This is a genomic window from Burkholderia crassaminum, assembly GCF_964265005.1.
Taxonomy (GTDB): domain Bacteria; phylum Pseudomonadota; class Gammaproteobacteria; order Burkholderiales; family Burkholderiaceae; genus Burkholderia.
Map to the genome: position 1 here is coordinate 905,749 of NZ_OZ183801.1, position 24,843 is coordinate 930,591.

Genomic DNA, 24,843 nt, shown 5'->3' on the forward strand with positions numbered 1-24,843 from the left:
AGCCTTCGTTGACTATTTCGTCCAACACACACGTCTACCTGCGGCAAAACATTCAGTTCGAACCGCTGATCAACGGTTGGTACGCGTGGTTTCACACGCTGCCGCCGTTGACCGCCGCACTCAACGTGGCCGAGCGGTTCCTGCCGCTGCTGCAGTCCTATGCCGCGTCGCCGATGATGCATGCGGCCGCCTGCAAGGATCCCGCGATGCGCGGCGGCCCGTTTCTCGACCTGGGCGGCAAGCGCGTCGACGAAATCCGCGCGCTGATCGAGCAGACCACCGGTCGCGCGACCCGCCAACTGGAACTGGCGAAGGCTTACAAGGCGTTCTCCACGTTGCTGCTGGAACAGGCGAAGGGGATGGCGTCGGACCCGATCTATCCCGAGATCCCGGACGTGCTGAAAGGCTATGTCGAGATCTACTACGACCTGAATCACAACCCGTCCTTCCGGCTCTTCGAGAGCTTGCTGTATGCGAGCCCGTTCTATGCGCGCGATGCCCAGAGCATCGCGCTGTCGGCGATCGACGAGAACACGCCCCGGCCGTTCATTCTCAGCACGCCCCGGCTCAGCGACGAGCGCACGCTGTTTTGCAAGATGGCCTTCGACGATCGCGCGCTCGATGCGCTGTTCCGGATGCGCGACACACCCGGCAGCTACGCGAAAATCGTCGACCTGATGCGCGTGGAGGAGAAGGACGAGCCGCTGTTCCGCACGTTCTTCGTCGAGGAGGCGCCAGCGCCGAAACCGGATCGTTCGTTCGACGGCGACGACATCCGCATCCGCTATTACGGCCACGCGTGCCTGCTGGTGCAAAGCCGAGGCATGAGCATCCTGATCGATCCGGTGATCAGCTACGGCTACGACACCGCGCTGCCGCGCTATACGTTCGCGGACTTACCCGACCAGATCGACTACGTGCTGATCACGCACAGCCATCACGATCACATCGTCCTCGAAACGCTGCTGCAGCTTCGCCACAAGATCAAGACCGTGGTGGTCGGCAGGAATCTCGACGGGTTCCCGCAAGATCCGTCAATGGCGCTGGCGTTGCGCAAGCTCGGTTTCGACGATGTGCTGGAAGTCAGGGATGCAGACGAAATCAAGCTGCCCAACGGCGTCATCACCGCCATTCCGTTCCTGGGCGAACACAACGATCTGGCGATCCAGAGCAAGCAGAGCTTCATGATCCGCTTCGGCACGCGTTCGGTGCTGTGCATCGCCGATTCGTGCAACCTGGACCCGCGCCTCTACGAGCATGTCTTCCGCCTCGCCGGCAAGCCGGACACGTTGTTCGTCGGGATGGAAACCGAGGGCGCACCGCCGTCATGGGTCTACGGCCCGCTGTTTCCCAAGGCGCTGCCGCGCGACCTCGACCGGTCGCGCCGGGCGCGGGGCTGCCAGTTCGGCGAGGCGGCCGCGCTGGTGGACGACTTCCCGTTCAACGCGGCGTATGTCTACGCGATGGGGCAGGAGCCGTGGCTCAACCACCTCCTCGACAACACCTTCGACGAAAACTCGCCCAGCCATATCCAGTCCACCCAGTTTGTCGCGCACTGCAAGGCCAAGGGCATCGCCTCCGAAATCCTGTACGCGACGAGGGAGATCGTGCTTTGTCAGAACTGAATCTCAACGCGCTGTCGACCAGCGGGCAATACCAGGAACACCTCGCGTTCTGGAACGAGGCGCTCGGTCGCATCGACGAAGACTTCCGTCTTCAGCAGGCATGGCAGGCGTATGCGTTGCCCCTCGGCCCCGCGCCGGCGCTGACGTTCCCGCTCGACGGCGACGCGGCGCAGACCCTGGCGAAGCTCGCTGCCGGCAACGAGCTGGGCGCGTTCGTCGTGCTGCTGGCGGCGCTGTTCCGGGTGCTCGGGCGCTACGACGGCGCAGCCAGCCTGTTCGTGGACACGCCGCGCCTGATCGCCGAAGCCGCGAACGGTTCCGCCGATTCCGTCCCGCTGCTCGACGCCGCCCAGCCCGGCCCCACGGTTCGCGCGTACCTGAACCAGGTGCGCGACAGCGTGCAGTGCAGCTATTCGTATCAGGATTTTCCGATCGCGGCCCTCGCGCACAAACTGCGCGGCGAACGGCCGGCGACCAACGTCGGCGTGCGCTTCGACGGCCTGCACGAAGCGTGGACGGAGGGGGACTACGACCTGTCGATCGAGATCCGGCATCGTGCGTGCTACGAGATCGTCCTGACGGGCCGGCAGACGGTCTTCACGCTGCATTATCTGCAGCATGTCGCGCGGCACCTGCGCAACGTCGTGGCCGGCTTCGGCGCGCTGGACGCCCCGCTCGACACGGTCTCGCTGCTCGATGACGAGGAACGTGCGCGCCTGCTTGCGCATGCGGCACCCGTTGCCGTGGATGGCACCTTCCTCGCGCAGTTCGCGCAACGGGTCGCGGCCACGCCGGACAGCATCGCGGTGGTGACCGCCGACGCATCGCTGACCTATGCGCAGCTGGACGACCAGGCGTCCCGGCTGGCGGGCTTCCTGCTCGCGGAATACGCGATCGAGCGCGGTGACGTGGTGGGGGTGGTCGCCGACCGGTCCGAGCGCTGGATCGTCGGCATGCTCGGCGCGCTCAAGGCGGGCGCGGTATATCTGCCGCTCGACCCGGAGTTTCCGCGGGAGCGGCTGCGCTTCATGATCGAGGACGCGAAGGTCAAGGCGCTGCTGACGAACTCGGAATACCTGCCGTTGCTCGCCGATTTCTGGGCGATTCCGATGTTCGCGCTCGACTTTCAGCTCGACACGCTGGAACCCGCACCGGCGTCAGCGCAGGTCGAGGTCGCGCCGGGCGACGCGGCGTACATCATCTACACGTCCGGGTCCACGGGCATCCCCAAGGGTGTCGTGCTCGAACATGCAGGGCTCCTGAACATGGCGCAGTCCCATGTGAACGCCTTCGGTTTCGATGCCGACGACCGGTTCGTCCAGTTCTACTCCCCGGGCTTCGACGGCTCGATCATGGAGATTTTCGTCACGCTGCTCGCGGGGGCGCGCCTGGTGCTGGCGAAGACTGCCGTGATCCGGGACGTGCCGCGTTTCGTCGACTACATCGCGCAGCAGGGTGTCACCACCGTCAACGCGACGCCGGCCTATCTCGCGTCGCTCGACTGGAACGCGCTCGGCGCCGTGAAGCGGGTCATCAGCGCGGGCGACAACGCGCGCGTGGCGGATCTGCGCGAACTGGCCCGGACCCGCGTGTGCCACAACTCGTACGGCCCGACCGAGGCCACCGTGTGCATCGCGGACTACGTGGTCGACCCGGCGATCGCCTACGGCGCCCGTCTGCCGGTCGGCCGCCCGATCCACAACACGCACCTGTACCTGCTCGACGAGCACGGGGCGCTGGCCCCCGACGGGTGTACCGGCGAGATCTGCGTGTCCGGCATCGCGCTGGCGCGCGGCTATGTCGGCCGCGACGACCTGAGCGCCGCCGCGTTCGTCGACCACCCGTTCGAAGCGGGCGAGCGCCTCTATCGCACCGGCGACCTCGGCGTCTGGCTGCCGGACGGCAACCTGGAAGTCACCGGGCGCCGCGACACGCAAGTGAAGATTCGCGGCTATCGCATCGAGATGGGCGAAATCGAAGCGGCACTCCGGCAGCACGCCGGCGTGACCGACGCGATCGTGTTCGTACGCGAGGATACGCCGCAGCACAAGCAGCTGGTGGCCTGCGTCGCCACGGCGACGGCCAGCGTCGCCGGCCTGCGGGAACATCTGAAGGAACGCCTGCCCGAGTTCATGGTGCCGGCCTCGATCGTGACGCTCGAACGCCTGCCGCTGACACCGAACGGCAAGCCCGACCGCAAGGCGCTCGCCGCGCTGGAGCTGGCGCCCGTGCCGAGCGCAACCGCGTACGTCGCACCGGCCAATGACGTCGAAGCGCGCCTGGGCAAGATCTGGTCCGAGGTGCTGGGCCACGAGCCGATCGGCGTGCACGACAATTTCTTCGAACTCGGCGGCGACTCGATCCTGCTCATTCAGGTGATGTCGCTGGCCCAGCAGGTCGGCCTCAAATTCACCGCCGACCAGTTTTTCGCGCATCCGACCATCGCCGCGCTTGCCCAGGTTGCGGTGGAGGCGCCGTCGATCCTGATTCCGCAGGAACCCGTGGTCGGCCCCGCCCCGCTGACGCCGATCCAGTCCTGGTTCTTCGCGCAGGACGTGGCGGATCCGCACCACTACAACCAGTCGACCATGATCGAGGTGCCCGCGTCGCTGCGGCCGGACGTGCTCGAGCACGCGCTGGCGGCGGTCGCGACCCATCATGACGCGCTGCGGCTGGGTTTCGAACGCGTCGCCGGCGCATGGCAGCAATCGCATGCGGCGCCGCCGCTGGCGATTCCGCTCGGCGTCACGTCGCTGGCGGACGCGGCGCCCGCCGCTCGGCAGGCGGCCATGCTCGCGACCGCCAGCGCCATGCAGGAAAGCTTCACGTTGTCGGCGCCGCCGCTGCTGCGCGCGCACCTGTTCCAGTTCGGTCCCGACGCGCCGCAGCGCCTGCTCGTGGTCGCGCACCATCTGGTGATCGACGGCGTATCGTGGCGCATCCTGTTCGAAGACCTGTACGCCGCGTGTCGCCAGCAGGAAGCGGGCGAAGCGGTGCAGTTGCCGGCCAGGACGACGTCGTGGCGCGACTGGTCGACGCGCCTGTCCGAACTCGGTGCGAGCGCGCCCGACGGGCTGGACTACTGGCTCCAGGCCAGCGCCGACGAGCCTGCGTGCTTCGACGACATGCCGGTCGGCACCGTCGGCGAAGCCGGCACGACGGTCATCGAATTCGACGCCGGGCAGACGCTCGCGCTGTTGCAGGACGTGCCGCGCACGTTCAACACCCAGATCAACGAAGTCCTGCTGACGGCTCTGCTGCTTGCGTTCGGCGACTGGACCGCCAACGCCACGCTGGTCGTCGAGCTCGAAGGCCACGGTCGCGAGGACCTCTTCGACGGCGTCGATACGTCGCGCACGATCGGCTGGTTCACCACGCACTACCCGGTGTACCTGAATGCCGGCAACGCCACCGTGGCGGTCGACGCGTTGCGCCACGTCAAGGAGCAGCTGCGCGCGGTGCCGATGCGCGGGCTCGGCTACGGCGTCGCCCGCTACCTCGGCAACGACGCCGGCATCGCGGCGGCACTGGAACGGCAGCCGCCGGCGCCGGTGCGCTTCAACTACCTCGGCCAGATCGATCGCGTGCTGGCCGACGACACGGGCTGGAAACCGGTGCTCGACTTCCAGAGTCCCGAGCACAGCCCGCGCGCACGTCGCGGCCATCTGTTCGAGATCGACGGGATGGTGTTCGACGGGCGTCTGCGCCTGACCTGGCGTTACAACCGCGCGGCCTGCCCACCCGGCGTCATCGAGCAGCTGACGCAGTGCTACCGCAGCCGTCTGCTGTCGATCGTCGAGGCCAGCGGTGACGGCCCGCGTGGGCTGAGCCCGTCGGACTTTCCGGCCGCTCGCATCAGTCAGGAAGCGTTGGACGCCCTCGTATCAAGGATCAAATCGTGACCTCCCCCACCATCGCCGATATCTACGAGCTCTCCCCGATGCAGGAGGCGATGCTCTTTCATGCCGTGCACTCGCCCGGCGCGAGCAGCAGCTTCAACCAGCTCGGTTGCCGGATCACCGGCAGCCTCGATCCCGCGCTGTTTCAAGCCGCCTGGCAGCAGCTGATCGATCGGCACCCGGTGATGCGCACGTCGTTCCATTGGGAGGAATTCGACAAGCCCATGCAGGTCGTGCATGCGCACGCCACGCTGCCGTGGGTGCAGGACGACTGGCGCGATCTGCCGGACCACGAACAGCGCGCGCGGTGGCGCGCGCATCTCGACAGCGACCTGGCCGAAGGCTTCGCGCTCGATCGTGCGCCGCTCGTGCGCTGCCGCCTGGTGCGCGTCGCCGAGCACGCGTACCTGTTCAGCTGGAGCCACCATCACATCCTGGCCGACGGCTGGTGCCTGTCGCTCGTGATCGAGGAGATCTTCGAGGCCTATCGCGCGCTCACGCACGGCGTGCCGCCGGCGCTCCCCGCGGTGCGCTCCTATCGCGACTATATCCAGTGGCTGCAGCAGCGCGAGCCGCAAGCCGCGCAGCAATACTGGGCGCGCTATCTCGAAGGTTTTCACTCGCCGACCCCGCTGCCCACGTCCGCGCGCGCGGACGCGGGCGAGCGCTTCGGCGAGGGTCTCGCGCAAGTGCAGGCCGACCTGTCGGCCGACCTGAGCGCGCGCCTGCGGCAATTTGCGGCCCGCCATCACGTCACGCTCAATACCCTCGCGCAAGCCGCCTGGGCGCTCGTGCTGTCGCGATACAGCGGGGAGACCGACGTGGTGTTCGGCGCCGTCGTGTCCGGACGGGGCGCCAACCTGCCGGGGATCGAATCCATGCTCGGCCTGTTCATCAATACGGTGCCGGTGCGGGTGCGGGTCGACCCCAGGCAGCCGCTGGTGCCGTGGCTGAAGATGATCCAGGCGCGCGTGGCCGCCCGCGCGCCGTTCGAGCACACGCCGTTGCCCGACATTCAGCGCTGCAGCGAAGTGCCGCTGACGACGCCGCTGTTCGAGAGCAACATCACGTTCATGAATTACCCGCTGGACGCGTCGCTGACGCATGGCGCGCACGGGCTGGCGGTCGACGAGGTTCAACTCTACAACCGCGCCGACATCCCGCTCGAATTCGTGGTGACGGCACGCGACGACTGGAAGATGGAACTGTCGTTCGATCCGCGGCGCTTCGATGAAGACACGATGCAGCGCATGCTGGGCCACGTGGCCGCGACGCTCGATGCCTTCGCGGCCGATCCGAACCGGCTGCTCGGACGCCTGTCGATCCTGCCCGAGGCCGAGCGCCGGCTACTGCTGGACACCTTCAACGACACCGCCGTGCCGTTCGACGCCGCGCTCACCGTGGTGCATCGTCTGGAACAGGCCGCCGCGGCGCACCCCGGGCGGGCGGCGGTCGAGTACCGCGACAGCGTCCTGAGCATCGGTGAACTGAACGCCCGTGCCAACCGTATCGCGCACCGCCTGCTGGCCGCCGCCGAGCTGGGGCCGGACGCGCTGGTCGCGATCTGCATGCACCGGTCGGCCCACCTGATGGAAGCGATCCTCGCCGTCTGGAAGTGCGGTGCCGCCTATATTCCGATCGACCCCAACTATCCGGCGGCGCGCATCCGCACCATTCTCGAGGATTCCGGCGCCGCCCTCGTAATGACCTGCGACGGCCTGTTGCCGGCCGAGCTGGCCTCGCTCGCGCCGGTCGTGTCGCTCGACGACACCACCGGGATCGACGACGACACCAACCCCGGCCGCCCCGTGTCGCCCGACAGCCTCGCCTACGTGATCTACACGTCCGGTTCCACCGGAAAGCCGAAAGGGGCGATGGTCGAGCACGCCGGCATGCTGAATCACATGCTCGCCGAGATCGACGAGTTTTCGATTTCGGCTTCGTCGGTGATCGCGCAAACCGCGCCGCATTGCTTCGATATTTCGGTCTGGCAATTTTTCACGGCGCCGCTCGCCGGCGGCAAGACCGTGATCGTCGACGACGAATGCATTCGCGATCCGGCGTCCTTCATCGCGACCCTGGACGCCACCCGGGTCAGCATCCTCGAACTGGTGCCATCCTATCTGTCCGCCGTGCTCGACCGCGCGTCGGAACGGCCGGCGCTGATGCGGCACCTGCGGCACCTGCTCGTCACCGGCGAGATGGTCAGCCCGGCCCTGGTGAAACAGTGGTTCGACGTGTTCCCGGACATCTCGCTGGTGAACGCCTACGGCCCGGCGGAAGCATCCGACGACGTCGCGCAGCACCGCATGACGTGCGCGCCAACCACGCCTTACGTGCCGGTCGGCAAGCCGATCCGCAACGTACGCCTCTACGTCGTCGACCCGCAGATGAACCTGTGCCCGATCGGGATTCCCGGCGAACTGTGCGTGTCCGGCATCGCCGTCGGCCGCGGCTACCTGAACAACGAAGCCGCAACGCGGGAGGCTTTCGTCGAGGATCCGTTCATTCCGGAGCGCGGTGTCCGCATGTACCGCACCAGCGACATCGGCTGCTATCTCCCCGACGGAACGATCGCGCTCTACGGCCGCAAGGACCACCAGCTGAAGATCCGCGGCTACCGCATCGAGCTCGGGGAGATCGACAACGCGCTGGCCGCCATTCCGGAAATCCGCCAGGCGGCCGCACTCGACTATCGCGACGACGCCGGCCGCGCCGCGCTATGCGCGTATGTCGCGTTCCGCGACGGCGCGTCGCTGAGCGATGCCGCGATAGCCGCTGCGTTGTCCGCCACGTTGCCGGATTACATGGTGCCCGCCATCTACGTGGTGCTCGACGCGCTGCCCCTGAGCGGCAACGGCAAGATCGACCGCAAGGCGCTGCCGCCGCTCGACCGGTCGCGGCTGTCGGCGGCGGCACACGCACCGACACCGCCCCGCACGCCCACCGAGACACTGCTGTGCCGCATCTGGGGAGAAGCGTTGGGCATTCCGGCGCCCGGCATCCACGACAACCTGTTCACGCTGGGCGGCGACTCGATTCTCAGCATGCGCATCGTGTCGCTGGCCGCCAGGGCGGGCCTGAAGCTCACCACCCGGCTGATCTTCCAGCATCCGACGGTTGCCGAGCTCGCCGCCGTGGCGACGCGCGGCACGGTCGGCGCGGCGGAGTTCGTCGCATCGTCCGGCCCGCTGCCGCTGACGCCGATCCAGACGCGTTTCTTCGCGCGGCATCAGAACGATCCGGATCAGTACAACCAGGCGGTCCTGCTCGAGGTGCCGGCGGATTTCGATCCGGCCTTGCTGCGCCTGGCGTTGCGGCACGCGGTCAAATGGCACGATGCGCTGCGACTGCGCTTTCGCGCGGGCGAGTCCGGCTGGATCCAGGCAGTCGTCGACGATCCGGAGGTGCCCGTCGGCGTGTTCGACCTTCCGCGCGAGCGGCTCGCGCAGCACGTCGCGCAGTCGCATGCGAGCCTGAATCTGTCGGACGGCCCCGTCGTGCGTGCGGACCTGTTCCGGCTCGACGAAGGCCGTTCGCTTCGTCTGCTGCTGGTTGCGCATCATCTGGTCGTCGACGGCGTGTCGTGGGGCGCGCTGCTCGAAACCCTGTACGACGCCTATACCCGCCTGCGCAACGGCAAGGCGCCCGAATTTGCGGGCGGCAGCGCGACATGGACCGCCTGGACCCGGGCGATCTCGCGCTGGGCCGGCTCAGGCGCCGCCGACGCCGATCTCGTCCATTGGCAGGCCCTGGCGCGCGCCGACCTGCCCGGCCTGCCGCTCGATCGCGCCGCGCCGGCCGACGCCAATACCGTGTCGTCCGCCGAAACGATCGTGGTCGAGCTGGGCGAAGCCACGACGACGGCCTTGCTGGGCGCCGCGCCCCGGGCCTACGACGCGCAGATCAACGACGTGCTGCTTGCCGCGCTCGCGCGTGCCGTCAGCGACTGGAGCGGATGCGCCGACGTCCTGCTGGATCTCGAAGCGCACGGGCGCGAAGAACTGTTCGAAGACCTCGACATCTCGCGCACGGTGGGCTGGTTTACGTCCGTGTTCCCGGTCGCGCTGACGGTCGATCCCGGCCCGCACGATCCGGCTCGCCTGGTTGCGTCGGTCAAGACGCAACTGCGCGCCGTGCCGAACGCGGGCATCAGCCATGGCCTGCTGCAAGACCGGCTCGACGGTCCGGCGCCGCAGCCGCAACTGCTGTTCAACTACCTGGGCCAGACCGACCAGCTGTTCGCCGCCGCGCGCGACTGGAAACCGGCGACGGAGCCGAGCGGGGACGGCCGCCATGCGAACCAGCGGCGCGAACACCTGCTCGACATCAACGCCTACGTGAGCGGCGACCGCCTGCACGTTGCGTGGGAATTCAGCCGGGCCTGCCACGACGCCGCCACCATCCGGCGCGTCGCGCAAGCGTACCTCGCGGCGCTCGAATCCCTGGTCGCCGCCCCTGCCGTCCCGTCCGCATCGACCCGGCCCGCAACCGGCCTGGCGCAGGCGCCGGCCTCGGTCATGCCGGACGAGATCGCCGACGTCTACGCGCTGACGCCGACCCAGCAGGGCATGTTGTTCCACGGGCTGTACGAACCCGCGTCGGATGCGTACTTCAGCAGCCTGAATTTCCGTATCGACGGCGCGCTCGACGTCGAACGGTTCCGCCGCGCGTGGGATACCGTGGCGCAGCGGCATGACATCTTGCGAACGTCGTTTCACTGGGAAGACCTCGACAGCCCCGTGCAGGTCGTGCATCGCCATATCGACTTGCCGTGGCACGAGGAGGATCTGCGCGCGGCGTCCGCCGCGGAGGCCGAACGGCGTCGGCAAACCTACGACGCGCAGGACCGGGCACGCGGCTTCGACTTCACCCGGGCGCCGCTGATGCGCGTCGCGCTGTTCCGCATGGGCGATCACGCCTGGTGCTTCCACTGGAGCCATCACCACATCCTGCTCGACGGGTGGAGCTCCGCCCGGCTCCTGGGCGAAGTGGCCGCCGCCTATCAGGCGCTGCCGGCCGACGGTGCGCCGGAGCAGGACGCGCCGCCGGCCTTCGCCGAGTACGTGCGCTGGCTGGCGCGCCAGGACGCAGCCGCGGCGGAACGCTTCTGGAAGACGAAGCTGGCGGATTTCCCGGCGACGACGCCGCTCGTGCTGGGACGCCCGGAACTCGACGGCACGGCCGCGCCGGGCGCCTATGTCGAGGTGCCGCTGCGGCTCTCCGAAAGCGACACGCAACGGCTCGTCGCCTTCGCGCAAACCCGTCGCCTCACCCTCAACACGCTCGTGCAGGGCGCGTGGGCCCAGCTGCTGGGTCGCTACAGCGGCGAAGCGGACGTCGTGTTCGGCACGATCGTTTCCGGTCGCCCGGCCTCGCTGCCGGCGTCGGACGAGATGGTCGGGCTGTTCATCAACACGCTGCCGGTGCGGGTTCGCATCGACGCGCGCCCCACGTCCGCGTGGCTCGCGCAGTTGCAGATGGAGCTCGCGCAGCAGGAGGAATATGCGCACTATCCGCTGGCCGACATCCAGAAATTCGCGGGCCTGCCGCCCGGCGTGCCGCTCTTCGAAAGCCTGCTCATCTTCCAGAACTATCCGGTCGAGGAAGCGCTGGCCGACGGGCTGCCCGGCCTGCGGATCGGCGAATTCCAGGTCGCCGATCCGAACAACTACCCGCTGACGCTGGTCGTGACGCCGGGCAAGCGCCTGTCGCTGCAGGTGCTGTACGACGACGGCCGGTTCGATCGCGAAACGATCGTCCGCCTGTTGGGTCACGTCGAAACGCTGCTCGTCGGCCTCGCCGGCGAGGAAGATCGCCCGAACCGCAGCGTCGCGCTCCTCACCGCCGCAGAGCGGGACGCCATCGTGCTCGGATGGAACGATACGTTCGCGCCGGTTCCGTCCGACCGGACGCTACCCGAACTGATCGAAGCCGTCGCAGCCGTGCACCCCGAGCGCATTGCGGTCCGCTGCGGCACGGAGGTCCGCACCTATCGCGACCTCGTCGAGGGCGCCAACCGGATCGCCGGTCATCTGCTGCACGTCGCGCCGATCCAGCCGGACGACCGGATCGCCGTCTGGATGCCGCGCTCGCCGCTGATGCTGGAAACGATCCTGGCCATCTGGAAGTGCGGCGCGGCGTACGTTCCCGTCGATCCGGCCTATCCGGCCCAGCGGGTCGAGACCCTCCTGACGCTGGCCCGGCCGGCCATCATCGTCGCGACGGACGGCATGCCGCCGCCGGCTCTGGCGTCGATCCAGCGGGTCGATCCCGCGCGCCTGCCCGAGCAACGGGGTGCCGGCGGGCCGGCGCCGCGTTGCCGGCCCGCGGATCTCGCTTACGTGATCTTCACGTCGGGGTCGACCGGCCAGCCGAAAGGCGCGATGGTCGAGCATCGCGGCATGCTCAATCACGTGCTCGCGATGGCGCGCAGGGTCGGGCTCGGCGCGCACAGCGCGGTCGCACAGACCGCTTCGCACTGCTCCGACATTTCGGTCTGGCAGTGCTTCGCGGCACTGGTGTCGGGCGGCACGACGGTGATCTATCCCGATGCCGACATTCTCGAGCCCGCGCGCCTGATCGACGCGCTTCACCGCGACCGCATCACGGCGATGCAATTCGTGCCGTCCTATCTGGCGACCTTTCTCGGTGAGCTGGAACGGCACCCGGCGCCGGCCTTCCCGCACCTCGACACGCTGCTGACGATCGGCGAAACCCTGCAGCCGGCCTCCGCGCACGCGTGGTTCCGCCTGAATCCGGCGGTCCGGCTCATCAACGCATACGGGCCGACCGAAGCGTCGGATTCCGTCGCGCATTTCAGCATGGAACGCGCGCCGGATCTGCCGGCGATTCCGATCGGCCGCCCCATCGAGAACCTGCGCCTCTACGTCGTCGACGCCGACATGAATCCGTGCCCGGCCGGCGTCAAAGGCGAGATCTGCATCGGGGGAGCGGGCGTCGGGCGCGGCTACCTGTTCGACGAAACACGCACCCGGGCGGTGTTCCGCGACGATCCGTTCAGTCCGGAACCGGGCGCGCGCCTGTATCGCACCGGCGACATCGGCTGCTTCGGGGCCGACGGCACGCTCCACTTCTTCGGACGCCGCGACTTCCAGGTCAAGATCCGCGGCTATCGCATCGAGCTCGGGGAAATCGAAGCCGCGCTGACGGGGCTCGCAGGCATCTCCAACGCCGTCGTGGTCGCCCGGCAGGCGTCGGACTCGGACATGACCCTGTGCGGCTACGCGTCGGGCACCGGCTGGACGCCCCAACGCCTGCGCGACGCACTGCGCGACACGCTGCCGGCGCATATGGTGCCCGACACCGTGATGCTGTTGCCGGCGTTGCCCGTCATGCCGAACGGCAAGATCAACCGCGCCGCGCTGCCGCTACCGGATGCCGCGTCCGTGCCCGACGGCGCGCCGGCCGAACCGCAGACGCCCGTCGAGGCCGCGCTGCTGCGCATCTTCGCCGAGGTGCTCGGCCGTCGGCCGAAGGGCGTCGACGACGACTTCTTCGAGCATGGCGGCCAAAGCCTGAAAGCGATCCAGATGGTCAGCCGGATCCGGCGTGAACTGAAACTGAACGTCGCGGTCGCCGATATCTTCCAGGCGCCGTCGCCGCGCGCACTCGCGCGGAAGCTGGCATCCCGCCCCACCGATCTCCTCGATGTCGATGCGCCCATCCCGGCGCTTGCGGTGCAACCGTCCTACGCGGTGTCCCGTGCACAGAAGCGGATCTGGCTCGCCAGCCGCAGCGCGGATCCGTCCACGTACAACATGGCAGGCGCGCTGCAGCTGGACGGCGCCGTCGACACGGCGCGCCTCGTCCGTGCGTTCGACGCGCTGGTCGATCGCCATGAGAGCCTGCGCACCGTGTTTGCGATGATCGAAGGCGAGCTGCGGCAACGCATCCTCACCCGCGAGGCATCCGGATTCCGGGTCGAGCACATGGATCTCGCGGACGATGCTGCGCTGCAGGCCATCGATGCGCTGATTCGCGAGGAAAGCGGGCAGCCATTCGATCTCGCGTCGGGGCCGCTCTTGCGCGTCAAGCTGGTCCGGCTCTCGCCGACGGAACACCTGCTGCTGTTGAACATGCACCACGTGATATCGGATGCGTGGTCGATCCGCGTGCTGACCGACGACCTGCAGGCCCTGTATGCGGGACACGACCTGCCGCCGCTGTCGATCCAGTATCGCGACTACGCCGCGTGGCACAACGCGAGCCTCGAAGGTCCGCACGCCGCCGCGCATCGCGCGTACTGGCTCGCGCAACTCGCGGCGCCACTGCCCCGCCTGCAACTGGCGTCCGACTTCCCGCGTCCCGAGCGGCCCGGTCATGCCGGGCAGACGCTCGAAGTCGAACTGTCGGAGCAGCAGGTGACGGGCCTCGCAGCACTGGCCCGCGCGCACCATACGTCGCTCTACACGGTGCTCCTCGCGTCGTTCTGCGTGCTGATGCACCGCTACACGGGGCGCGAGGACATCGTCATCGGCAGCGTGTCGGCCGGCCGCGACAGCGAGCAGCTCGAATCGCAGATCGGGGTGTTCCTCAACACCCTCGTGCTCCGCGTCCCGGTGCAGAAGTCCGCAACCGTCGAAGCGGTGATCGACGCGGTGGCAAAAGCCTCCACGGACGCGCTGGCGCATGCGTCCTATCCGTTCGATGCACTGCTGGACGACCTGAAGATTCGCACCCCGGCCGGCCACTTCCCGATCTTCGACATTCAGGCGAACGCCATTTCGATGCCCGCGCCGCAGTCGGATCTGCGCATCACGGACCGCTCGCAGGCGGACACCACGGCCAAGTTCGATCTGTCGTTCCAGGTCGTGGAAAGCGATGGCCGGCACCGCATTCAGTTGATCTACAACGCCAACCTGTTCCGCCCCGCGACCATCGCCGCGATGCGCGATCGGCTGCTCGCGATCCAGGACGTCTTCCGCCGCGATCCGGCCATGCCGGTCGATCGCATCCCGCTGTCCGGCGAAGCGCCCGCCGCCAGCCCGCGCGTGCGGGTCGGCCTGCGCCTGAAGCGAGCGCCCGAAGTCACCGTCGACGACGTGCTCGAGGAGAAGTCGTGATGCCGGCCGGAGTGCGAACGGCGGGCGCCATGCGCCCGGCTTCGGGTTGTTTCAGGTGAACAAAACGTATCGAGGAGTTTCCTGTGCAAGACAATAACGTGCTGGTCACCGACCATCGCTATGCGCACACCGCGCGATTCTGGCGCGAAAGCCTGTCCCTGGTCACCGGCACCTACCGGATCGCCGCGCACGCGCCGAGCCCGCAACCGGGGCGCCAGCTATCCTGCACGGTGCCGCTCACGCCCGCGTCGCTCGACGTGTTGCGGCGCATCGGCGACGGCGAGCTTGCCGAATTCGCCGTCACGGCGGCGGGCATTGCGTTCCTGCTCTGGCAATACTTCCGGACGCCGGTCACGGTGCTCGGCACGCCGGGGCTTGCAGAGCACCCGTCGACCCGGGTCGGCACCATTCCGCTGATCATCGAGGTCCGTCCCGAGGAGCGCATCGAGGACTACCTGTCGCGCGTGGCCGGGATCGTCGAGGAAAGCTATGCCGAGCATCAATTCCCGCTCGAAACGCTGGTGCGTCACGAAAAGGAGCTGGCGCTCGCGCAGCTCACGAAGGTCTCGCTGGCGGACGATCGGGTGCACCATGCGCTGACGGGGCAGGACGACGACCTGCAGTTGCACCTGCGACTGGCGCGCGGCGAAATCGAGATTCGTCATGCCGGCGCCATCGAGCCATTCGTCATGGACGGTTTCGCAAGCGGCCTCGCCACTGTGATGCAGGCATTCGAACACCTCGACCAGCCGGTCGGCGACATCGACTCGCGCGCGCCGGACGCGCGCCGGCAGCTGGCCACCTTCAACGAAACCGCGGCGGCCGGCCCTCGCCATCCGACGGTCGTCGAGATGTTCGAAGCGCAGGTCGCCCGCACGCCGGCAGCGCCGGCCCTCGTCACCGACAGTGCGTTGATGACCTACGCCGACCTGAACGCCCGGGCCAACAGCCTCGCGCATCAGTTGCGCGAACATTACGGCGTCGGGCAGGAATCGCTGGTCGGCGTCATGCTCGAACGTTCAGAATGGATGATCGTCGCGATTCTCGGCATCCTGAAGGCAGGGGCGGCGTTCGTTCCGTTGGACCCGGCCTATCCGGCCGAACGGATCAATCACATTCTCGGCGACACCGGCCTGTCGCTGCTGGTGACCCAGTCGAGTCAACTGGCGCAATGGTACGAGTTCTCCGGCGTGACACTGCTGCTGGACCAGGAGCTCCCCCACTGGACGCCGCTGCCGGACAATCCGCCGTGCCGCGCCGAACCGGCGAACCTGGCCTACGTGATCTACACGTCCGGCTCGACCGGGCGCCCGAAAGGCTGCCTGCTCGAACACCGGAACCTGGCCCACTACATCGCGTGGGCCGTCGAGTACTACTTTCCGGAAAGCACGACCGGCAGTTTCGGCCTGTACAGCTCGCTGTGCTTCGATTTCACGCTGACCAACCTCTTCTGCCCGCTGGTGCGCGGCAAGGCGCTGCGCATCTATCCGCAGTCGGAAAGCATCGACACCATTCTGGCCCGGATGTTCCAGCCCGGCAGCGGCGTCGACACCCTCAAGCTCACGCCGACCCACATTCACCTGCTGGAGTACATGAACCTGGCACGCTCCGGCGTGCGCAAGGTGATCGTCGGCGGCGAGGAACTGACGCCCCAGCACATCGCGACGCTGCGGAAGATCGATCCGTCGATCGAAATCTACAACGAGTACGGTCCCACCGAGGCGACGGTCGGCTGCATCGTCGAGCGCGTCGAGGACGTGCCGGCTTCGGTGCTGATCGGCCGGCCCATCGCCAACACCCGGGTGTACATGCTCGACGAGGCCCTGCGGCCGGTCCCGCTTGGCGTGCCGGGGGAAATCTGCCTCGCCGGCGCCGGCCTCGCACGCGGCTACCACCTGCGACCCGACGTCACCGCCGCGAAATTCGTCGAGCATCCGTTCCCCGGCGAAGCGCGCATCTACCGCACCGGCGACATCGGCCGATGGCTGCCCGACGGACGGATCCAGTGCTATGGGCGCGTCGACGACCAGGTCAAGATTCGCGGGCACCGTGTCGAACTCGGCGAGATCGAGGCCGCGATCACCGCGCACGAGGCGGTCGTCGGCGCGGCGGTCATGCTGCGCGAATCGGCTCACGGCGTGCGCAAGCTGGCGGCCTACGTCAAGGGTTCCGCGAGCCTGAACGTGCCGGACCTCCGGGCGTTCCTGGGCGGGAAACTGCCGGACTACATGGTCCCGTCCGACATCGTCCTGATCGCCGAATTTCCGCTCAACGCCAACGGCAAGCTGGATCGCCCGGCGCTGCTGGCCATGGAGCCGGCCGCGGCGCCCGACGCGGCCAGTCCCGACGCCACGCCGGTCCAGCTCGAACTGTTGCGCATCTGGCGCGACGTGCTCGACAACCCGGCCGTCGATCTCGCCGGCCGCTTCTTCGACTACGGCGGCGATTCGCTCCAGGCCATGCAGCTGGTCTCGCGGATCTGGGGCAGCTTCTCCGTCGAGATCGGCATCGACGCGATCTTCGAACTCCAGACCATCTGCGCGGTGTCCGACCTGATCGAGGCGTCGTCACCCCGCGCCGGTGCGACGGCCGGCAACATCCTGCCCCGCTCGCGCGCGAACGACCTGCCGCTGTCCTTTCCGCAGCAGCGCCTGTGGTTCCTCGCGCAACTGGAAGGCCCGTCGGCCGCCTACAACATCTCGAGCGCGCTGCGTTTCGACGGCGCACTGGACCTCTCGCGCCTGCGGGCCGCCGTGTCCGGGATCAGCCGGCGTCACGAGATCCTGCGCACGACGTTTCCCGCCATCGACGGCCTCGGGGTCCAGCGCATCGCGCCGCCCGCGCCGGTCGCGCTCGACGTCGTCGACGTCGCCAGCGAGTCCGAGGCGCTCGCGCTGCTCGCCGAGCAAGCCGATCGCCCGTTCGATCTCACCGCCGGGCCGCTCTATCGCGTCGTGCTGTATCGCGTGCATGCGGATTTGCACGTCTTCGGCGTCGTGATGCATCACATCGTGTCGGATGCGTGGTCGTCAGGCATCCTCATCGGCGAACTGGCCGCGCTCTATGCAGGCCAGCCGCTGCCGGAACTGGCCATCCAGTACGCGGACTACGCGGTGTGGCAGCACGAGCGCCTGGCGTCCGCCGATACGCATCGGGAACTGGCGCTTCTGAGCGCATCGCTGACGGACGCGCCGGACCTGATCGAACTGCCCACCGACCGTCCCCGCCCCGCCATCCAGCAGTTCCGCGGCGCGGTGCTGCCGTTCCGGCTGGACGGCGAACGCGCCGACGGCCTGCGCGCGATCGCACGTGCGTCCGGCACCAGCACGTTCATGGTCGTACTCGCTGCGTATGCGCTGCTGCTGTCGCGGTACAGCCATCAGCAGGACCTCGTCATCGGCTCCCCGATCGCCAATCGGCGCTCCAGCATGACCGAGCCGCTGATCGGCTTCTTCGCGAACATGCTCGCGCTGCGCGTGGACCTGTCGGGCAATCCGAGCTTCGGCGAATTGCTGGCGCGCGTGAAGCGCGTCGCGCTGGACGGCTATAGCCGCCAGGAGATTCCGTTCGAACAGGTCGTGGATTCGCTCAAGCTCGAGCGCAACCTGAGCCGCACGCCGGTTTTCCAGGCCGTGTTCGCGTACGAGAAAGCGCAATCCCAGGCGCTGATCTTCCCCGGTCTCGTGGCGACGCCGGTGTCGGTGGAGACCCACACCGCCAAGTTCGACCTCACGCTCCATATCCAGGATGCCGACGACGGCCTGGCGGGCTCGCTGGAATACAACCTGGACCTGTTCGACGCCGCCACGATCGATCGCATGGCGGAACACTTCCGCACGCTCGTCGATGCCGTGATCGCCGATCCGGACCGGCCGCTCGGCGGGCTTGCGTTGACGAGCGAAGCGGAGCGGAACCTGCTGACCGTCGAGTGGAACCAGACCGAAACGGATTTTGGCGAGGCCGCCGCTCAACCGTTGCACCGCCTGTTCGAACAACAGGTCGCGCGCATGCCCGATGCCGTCGCCGCCGTCCATGACGACGACACGCTCACCTACGCCGAACTCAACCTGCGCGCCAACCGCCTCGCGCACCGGCTCATCGCCCTCGGTGTCGGGCCCGACGCCCTCGTCGGCGTCGCCATGGAGCGCTCGCTCGACATGATCGTCGCGCTGCTCGCCGTCCTCAAGGCCGGCGGCGCCTACGTCCCCGTCGACCCCGACTATCCCGCCGAGCGCGTGCGCTTCATGATCGAGCACGCGCAGTTGCGCTGGCTCCTCACCCAGCAGCATCTGCGCGACGCGCTGCCCGACACCGAAGCCGCCCTGATCGTCGTCGATTCCAGCGAACTCGACCTCGATCCCGACGCCGTGGCCAACCCCGAGCCTGATCTGAGCGGCGACAACCTCGCCTACATGATCTACACGTCCGGTTCCACCGGCCGGCCCAAGGGCGCGCTCAACACCCATCGCGCGATCACCAACCGCATCCTCTGGATGCAGCACGCCTACTCGCTCGACGCCGACGACGCCGTCCTGCAGAAGACCCCGTTCAGCTTCGACGTCTCGGTCTGGGAATTCTTCTGGCCGCTCGTCACCGGCGCGCGCCTCGTGTTCGCCCGACCCGGCGGACAGCGCGAGACCGACTATCTGGCCGAACTCATCGCGCGTGAACGGATCACCACGATTCACTTCGTGCCGTCGATGCTGCGTGCCTTCCTCGACCATCCGGACCTCGACGCGCACTGCGCGTCGCTGCGCCGCGTCGTGTGCAGCGGCGAGGCGCTGCCCTACGACCTGCAGCAACGCTGCCTCGAGCGCCTGGACGTCAGGCTGTACAACCTCTACGGCCCCACCGAGGCCGCCGTCGACGTGAGCGCATGGGAGTGCAAGCGCGACGACCCGCACCGCATCGTCCCGATCGGCCGGCCCATCGCCAATACCCGCCTTCATATCGTGGACGCGCACATGCAGCCCACGCCGCTCGGCGTCGCGGGCGAACTGCTGATCGGCGGCACGCCGGTGGGGCTCGGCTATCACGGCGAGCCGGAACTGAGCGCCGAGAAGTTCATCGCCGACCCGTTCTCGACCGACCCGCGGGCGCGCCTTTACCGCACCGGCGATCTCGCGCGCTACCGCCCCGACGGTAATATCGAGTTCCTCGGCCGCATCGATCATCAGATCAAGCTGCGCGGCCTGCGCATCGAACCCGGTGAGATCGAGGCGGCACTGCGCACGCATCCGGAGGTCGACGACTGTGTCGTGATCGCGAAAACGGAAGGCATCCGAACGTTCCTGATCGCCTATATCGCGACCGCAACGCCGGACCTCGCCGATCTTCGCGCCTATCTGGCCGGCAAGCTCGCTGACTACATGGTGCCGTCGCAGTTCGTCGCGCTGGTGTCCTTGCCGATGCTGCCCAACGGCAAGATCAATCGCAAGGCGTTGCCTGCGCCCGCGGACACGATCGACGCGGCCCTGCCGCACGCGCCGGCCGTCACGCCCCGGGAAATCCTGCTGGCGTCAATCTGGCAAGACGTGCTGCAACTGCCTTCGGTCGGCATCCACGACAACTTCTTCGAACTGGGCGGCGATTCCATCCTGAGCATTCAGGTCATCGCGCGCGCCAATCGGGCGGGACTTCGTGTGACGGCGAAACAGCTGTTCCAGTACCAGACGATCGCGCAGCTGGCCGCCGCACCCGAAGAGCGGGCAACGTATGCGTCGAGCGTCAGCCCGCTGGGCGATGCGCCGCTCACACCGGTGCAGCACTGGTTCTTCGAGCAGGAGACCGATGCGCCGTCGCACTACAACCAGACGGTCCTGATCCAGGTGCCGGCGGATATCGACGCGTCGAGGCTCGCCGACGCGTTCCGGCAAGTCCACGAACATCACGATGCATTGCGCCTGCGTTTTTCGCGCAGCGCGGGCCGCTGGACCCAGGAAGTCGTCGCCGGCGGCGAGGCGCCCGCATGCTTCGCGAAGCGGGAGATCGCCGGCGACGCCGGCGAGCGCCTGGCGGCGATGCGCGCCGCCGCCGCCGAAGCCGAACGCGGCATCGACATCACGCACGGCCCGCTACTGACGGCCCGGCTCTTCTGCGTGGCGGACGAGCCGCTCGCCCGCCTGTTCGTGTCGGTCCATCACCTGGCGGTGGACGGCGTGTCGTGGCGCGTGCTCCTCGAGGATCTGCATGCCGCCTACCACGGCCAGCCGCTGCCCGAGAAAACAACTTCGTTCCGCGAATGGGCGTTGCATCTGCAGCAACTGAGCCGGTCGCCGGCCATCGGCAACGAAGCCGGGCTGTGGCAGGCCCTCGTCGCGCAGCCCGTCGAACCGATGCCGGTCGATTATCCGGCCGCGGGTGCGGCCAGCAACGCGGTCGGCGACGCGGCGTCCGTGTCGTTCGAGCTGGACGAAGCCGCCACGACGGCATTGCTGCGCCGGCTGCCGCGGGCCCACGACACCCGCATCAACGACGTCCTGCTCGCCGCGCTTGCGCAAGCCTGCAGCATGGTCACGGGCAACGCCCGCACCCGGATCGATCTCGAGAGTCACGGCCGCCACGTGTCGGATGCGCCGCTCGACCTCACCCGGACGGTGGGCTGGTTCACCTCCATCTACCCCGTCGTGCTCGAGGCCGACGCCCGGCACACGCCGGAGGAAGCGCTGCGTGCCGCACGGCAGCAGTTGCGCAGGATTCCGGCCGAAGGCTTCAGCTATTCGCTGCTTCGCTACCTGAGCCCCGACGACGCGGTGCGCGACGGTCTCGCCGCGCTGCCGAACGCCGATATCCTGTTCAACTATCACGGGCAGCTCGATACCGTGTTGCAGCAATCCGAAGGCTGGCGCCCGGCGGCCGAGGACCTCGGTTCGCTGCGTGCCGAGCGGTCGCAGCGCACGCATGCGTTCGAGATCGTCGCCGCCGTTGTCGACGGCAGGCTTCAGGTGGACTGGCGCTACGGCGAGCGGCTGCACCGGCGGCAAACGGTCGAGAACCTGGCCGCGCACTTCAAGGACCGCCTGCTCGACTTCGCGGCGTCGGTCCAGGACACCGCATGGGACGACATCGAGGACAGCTACCCGCTCTCTTCGCTGCAGCAGGGCATTCTGTTCCATTCGCTGTACGACCTGGATCCCGCCGCCTATTTCCAGCAGTTCAGCTTCGTCGTCCGCGGCCCGCTCCAGGTGCCGGCGCTCCGGCAAGCGTGGGCCCATGCGCTCGCGCGCCATCCCGTGTTGCGCACCGCGTTCGCGTGGGCCGATCGCGATCAGCCCGTCCAGACCGTGCTGCACACGGTCGACCTGCCGTGGACGTGCCTCGACTGGCGATCCCGCGATGCGTCCCGCCGTGCGCAGGACTTCGACGCTTTCCTCGCCGATGACCGGCGGCGCGGCTTCGATCTTCAGCGCGCGCCGTTGTTCCGCTGCACGCTGATCCAGGAAACGGACACGCGCCATCGCTTCTGCTGGAGCGCGCACCACATCATTCTCGACGGCTGGAGCACCGCCATCCTGATGAAGGAAGTGTTCGACGACTACCTGTCGCTCGTCCGCACCGGCGCGCCCGCGGCCGCCGCATCGGCGCCGGGATACCGCACGTACATCGACTGGCTCGCCCGCCATCCTCGCCCGGCCGACGAAACCTGGTGGCGCGCCGAACTGGCGGGGTTCCATGCCGCAACGCCGATCGCGGCCGGTCCGGCCCGGCAGGCCGCCGGCGACGCCGCTCGGCAGGCTACGCGGCGGACCCAGCAATTCCTGCTGGACGAGGCCCTGGCCGCGCGGCTGCAAGCGCTCATGCGCACCCATCGCGTCACCCTCAACGTCCTGATCCGCGCTGTCTGGGCATTGGTGCTGCGGCGCCACGCCGGAACGGACGACGTCGTCTTCGGCGTCACCGTGTCCGGTCGCCCGCCGATGCTCGACGGCGTCGAGTCAATCGCGGGGCTGTTCATCAACACGCTGCCGCTGCGCTTGCGCATCGCGCCGGAGCGCCCCTTCGTCGAATGGCTGGCGGAGGTCCACGCAGCCCAGGCGGCCATGGAACCGCATTCGTACAGCTCGCTGGTCGATATCCAGTCATGGAGCGAACTGCCCGCCCGCGACAGCCTGTTCGACAGCCTGCTGGTGTTCGAGAACTTCCCGGTTGCCGCTGCTCCCGATCTCGGGCCGGACGACATCGAGATCCTCGACACCCGCGCCTTCGCGGAATCGAATTACCCGCTGACCCTGACCGTGCACCCGAACGAGCGCATCGGCTTCGAAATTTCGCACGACGCACACCGCGTCGCGCCCGACGTGGTGCGGCAGATGCTGGACACCCTCCGCGCGTTGCTGGAGCGATTCGCCGCCGAGCCTGACCAGTTGACCGGCCAGCTCGCCGATGGGCCGGCTGCCGGTGGCCAGCCGGGCGCGCCGCGCGGCGTGGCCGACCCTGCCGTCCAACCCGCCGCCGGTCCGGTTACGGCGGCACGCGCCGTCGCGCCGACGGCACACGAAAGCACGTTGCTGGCGATCTGGCAGCGGATCTTCAAGCGAGACGACATCACGGTCAGCGACAACTATTTCGATCTCGGCGGTCACTCGATCATCGCGATCCAGCTGATGGCCAATGTCGAGAAAGCGTTCGATCGCCGGCTGCCGATTTCCTGTCTCTTCGAGAATCCGACGATCGGGAAACTGGCGGCGGCGCTGGCCACGCAGGAACCGTCCGCGCCTGCCGGCGGGCTCGTGCCGATCCGCGACGGCGGTCCCGCTGCGCCGCTGTTCCTCCTGCCGGGCGCCGGCGGGAACGTCGTCTACTTCCACCCGCTCGCGAACCACCTGAGCGGAACCCACGCGATTCACGGGCTGGAAGCGCTCGGCCTCGACGGCGCCTGCCTGCCGCTCACCCGCGTGGAAGACATCGCGGCCCGTCACATCGAACGCATCTGGCCGCTGGTGGGCGCGGGCCCTTACTACCTGGCGGGCCACTCGTTCGGCGCGCAGGTGGCGCTCGAAATGAGCCGGCAGCTCGTCGCCAAGGGCGCCGTCGTGAAGCTGCTGGCGATCTTCGATGCGTCCGCACCCATCGACAGCCCGGCCGCCACCTACTGGCAGGACTGGGACGACACCGAATGGCTGGTCGCGATCGCCCACGAAATCGGCACCTTCCTCGGGACCGACCTTCAGGTGACGCGAGACGACCTCGTCCCGCTCGATCCCGACGGCCAGGCCGGCCTGATCCTCGACCGGATCGGCGCTCGCGGCAGCTGGTTCGCGGACGCCGGACCCGACCGCCTGCGCGCCTATCTGCGCGTCTATCAGGCCAACTTCAAGGCGCACTACGCGCCGCAAGCTTCTCCGCTGCCCGTGCCGATCGCGTTGTTCCGCAGTACCGAGCGCGATCCTGGCGACTACGACCCGTCGCCCGAGATCGCGCAGCTTCGCCTGGACCCGGCCTGGGGGTGGTCACGCTTCTCGGCGCTTTCCGTCGAGGTGACGGACGTCCCTGGCGACCACCTGACCATGCTGCTCGATCCGCATGCCGGTGTCCTCGCTGCCCATGTCAATCAGTTCCTGGAAAAAACGCCCTCATGAAATCAACGCCGACGATCGACAACACTTTCGCCCGCAAGGTCTGCATCAACCTGGACCGGCGTCCCGATCGCTGGGAGGCGATGCAGCGAAAATTCGCCGAGCAGAACATCCTCACGGTGGAACGGCTGCCCGCCGTCGATGCAAGGCTGGTGAGCGTACCGGAATCCTTGAGCCACATGCGTCCGCAGGACTACGGCTGCACGATGAGCCATCTCGCCGCCGTCAAACAGGCCAAGGCCGCCGGCGCGAGCGAAGTCCTGATCTTCGAGGACGACGCGTTCTTCGCCGCCGATTTCGCCGTGCGCTTCCCCGACTTCATCGCGCAGGTGCCGGATGACTGGCACATGCTGTTTCTGGGCGCGTATCACTTCGCACCGCCCATTCCCGTCGCGCCGAACGTCGTCAAGACGGTGGAGACGCTGACCGCGCATGCGTACGTCGTCAGGCACTCGCTTTACGACGCGTTCATCGCGATCAACGAGCATCCGCCGGCCATCAACGACCGCAACAACCTCGTCCTGCAGAAGACGTTCAACTGCTACTGCTTCGAGCCCAATCTGGTCGGCCAGGAGTCCGGCTACTCCGACATCATGGACGAAGTCATGCCGGAAAAGCCGCTGACCTATTCCATGCCCATTCCGGATGGCTGGTAACG

The 24,843-nt window shown here is 68.0% G+C and carries 5 protein-coding genes; all 5 read left to right on the forward strand.

The window, feature by feature from the left end; genetic code table 11:
* Nucleotides 1-8 precede the first annotated feature (8 nt).
* Nucleotides 9-1,625, forward strand: coding sequence for an MBL fold metallo-hydrolase (locus ACPTTF_RS37275; protein WP_423372487.1), 1,617 nt, complete (start codon nucleotides 9-11; stop codon nucleotides 1,623-1,625).
* A complete protein-coding gene (locus ACPTTF_RS37280) occupies nucleotides 1,613-5,527 on the forward strand; it encodes an amino acid adenylation domain-containing protein (protein WP_423372488.1) in 3,915 nt (1,304 codons plus the stop codon). Before ACPTTF_RS37275 ends, ACPTTF_RS37280 begins: the two co-directional genes overlap by 13 nt.
* Nucleotides 5,524-14,610 (forward strand): amino acid adenylation domain-containing protein, encoded by a 9,087-nt coding sequence (locus tag ACPTTF_RS37285; RefSeq protein WP_423372489.1) that lies wholly within the window; start codon nucleotides 5,524-5,526, stop codon nucleotides 14,608-14,610. Before ACPTTF_RS37280 ends, ACPTTF_RS37285 begins: the two co-directional genes overlap by 4 nt.
* A gap of 83 nt (nucleotides 14,611-14,693) precedes the next feature.
* Nucleotides 14,694-24,188 carry an amino acid adenylation domain-containing protein gene (locus ACPTTF_RS37290; RefSeq protein WP_423372490.1) on the forward strand — a complete coding sequence of 3,165 codons (9,495 nt, stop codon included), beginning with the start codon at nucleotides 14,694-14,696 and terminating at the stop codon, nucleotides 24,186-24,188.
* Nucleotides 24,185-24,841, forward strand: coding sequence for a glycosyltransferase family 25 protein (locus ACPTTF_RS37295; protein WP_423372491.1), 657 nt, complete (start codon nucleotides 24,185-24,187; stop codon nucleotides 24,839-24,841). The genes ACPTTF_RS37290 and ACPTTF_RS37295 overlap by 4 nt, the downstream gene beginning before the upstream one ends.
* Nucleotides 24,842-24,843: the final 2 nt, after the last annotated feature.

Coding starts and splice junctions, on each gene's coding strand:
- ACPTTF_RS37295 (WP_423372491.1), top strand. CDS start 24,185: ATGAAATCAACGCCGACGATCGACAACACTTTCGCCCGCAAGGTCTGC.